At 37.2% G+C, this 1,917-nt stretch carries 2 protein-coding genes; one reads left to right on the forward strand and one right to left on the reverse strand.

Going from position 1 to position 1,917, the window contains the following annotated elements:
- The coding region (locus MUP17_00220) for a hypothetical protein (GenBank protein MCJ7457406.1) at positions 1 to 393 on the reverse strand (393 nt) is incomplete at its 3' end.
- Between the two features lie 674 nt (positions 394 to 1,067).
- On the opposite strand from MUP17_00220, the gene MUP17_00225 reads away from it, so the two are divergent.
- A complete protein-coding gene (locus tag MUP17_00225) occupies positions 1,068 to 1,832 on the forward strand; it encodes a PEP-CTERM sorting domain-containing protein (GenBank protein MCJ7457407.1) in 765 nt (254 codons plus the stop codon).
- Positions 1,833 to 1,917 lie beyond the last annotated feature (85 nt).

A 1,917-nucleotide genomic window follows, 5' to 3' on the forward strand; every position in this document is an offset into this window, starting at 1 on the left:
AGATAAGCCTTCTATCAACAGAGAGAAGAGAATCCCTTCGGCAAAGGGCGGGAATTCTCCCAGCGGCAGCTCCACAAATAGATATTTTTGGGTTTGATTTATGAAGAAAAAGGGAAGTCTTTTGATAGAATCAAAGTTCATGCGCAAATCGATTTCACTTCCCAGATAAAGCTGTATATCTATCTTTTCCTCATAGATTCTCTCTTGAAGCATTAGGAAATTTTCCATAATCTTTTCAGTTCTATCTTTCGTAAAGCTGGATGAAAGATGCGGCGTAGTGCAGATTGCAGTTATTCCGGTCTTTCTTCCCTGTCTTATTATCTGGACTGCTTCCTCCAGAGATTTTGCGCCATCATCTATTCCCGGAAGAAGATGAGTATGTAGATCAATCATAAAGATTGTCAGACTCTTATTAAGCTTAAAAATGGACTAAGAGTAATTCTGGATTCGAAATGGAGATGTAAAAAGGACCCCCCTTTTTTCTCCGGCAGTATGCTTTTAGCCTCCAGGCTTTGCTTTTTAGAGTCCATTCTTTCTGGACAAGCTCTTAATATTTTTTCCGCCCCTTCCTGGGACATTGCTTATCCTTTTGTGATAGTTCGGCAACATTCCAAAAACCTTAACTCAAGTTTGTTCAAAATTTTAGCAAAAGATGTGCCTGAGAGGTCTGTTTATTGGAATAAGAATATAATCCCTTGCATACTAAATGGTTAGAAGTGTCGAGTTTTTAAAAAGCTAATATAGAAGTTGTTCAAAAAAGGAATATATTTCTTTGGTAAAAGCAACTTTTTCCCTTGTCGAGTTTGTTTGAAAAATGTCATTTGTCTGAACGTATCAACTCTTTTACCTAACTTCTTGATTCTCAATCAATTTCACCCAAAAATCAGATTTTATTCTTTTACTTCTGTCAATAAAATGAACATTTTAAGATTAGAAAATAATGTTAGAGTCTGCTATCAAAAATAATCTATTATATATCAATAAGTTAGACATATTAATTTAATGTGGATTTTCGGCATAATAGTTGCTTATATTATTAGCAGAAAAATTAGATAAGGAGAAAAAAAATGAAAAAGATAATAATTTTGAGCTTGGTAGCAGTGTTAACGTTAGCAGTATCGGCCTATCCTCAGTTTCTTTTAAGAGATAACTTCGATTCTTTTGATCCATCCTTATGGGGTAATTACTCCCACGATGGCGGCAATGCTGGAGTTGAGAATGGGTATCTCAACATGACGACCACGCAAGATGTTCGATACGGAAGAGGCCAGATATCTTCAAATTTCAGTCTTTCAGGAGATTTCAACACTATTATCGATTTTGATTTGGTTAAGTTTAATGATTATTTCAGTACTGCTACTTTCGGTATCTGGGCAAGAGATAATTCTTTTGCAATGCTTATTGACAGGAAGCTCGATGTCGATTTGATCAACTATTACGAAGAAGTCCATTGGATGGTAGATGGGAACTGGCAAACTGGATTTAGCTTACCAACCAGTGATTTCACCGGTAAATTAAGACTGAGCAGGTTTGGTACTACGCTATCAGCTTATTATTATTCAGCCGGCGGCTGGCAGTTAGGTAACAATGTTGTATTGCCATCTGGTTACGATTCCGCGGTTAGGATTTTTCTGGAAGCCGGTAATGCGGGAGACATAGGAAATGCTCCTGCGGTAGAAGTTCACTATGATAATTTTATGGCTGATGCTGCCAATATAACGGGAGTAGATAACCGATATATAGTCGCTCAGCCAGAGCCTGGGACGGTGATCCTCTTGGGAACCGGGCTTTTGGGCTTGGGTGCGATTAACTACTTTAGAAGAAGGAAATAAGGTATAGTTAAAAAAGAGTTTTAAATAAAAAGTCCGCCCTACGGGCGGACTTTTTTGTTTTTGGAATTATTTTTTTAATCTTAGA

This window comes from Candidatus Zixiibacteriota bacterium (assembly GCA_022865345.1).
Lineage (GTDB): Bacteria > Zixibacteria > MSB-5A5 > MSB-5A5 > RBG-16-43-9 > RBG-16-43-9.

What these genes read in the sequence shown, in the direction of transcription:
- MUP17_00225 (MCJ7457407.1), top strand. Translation starts at nt 1,068, where the DNA reads ATGAAAAAGATAATAATTTTGAGCTTGGTAGCAGTGTTAACGTTAGCA.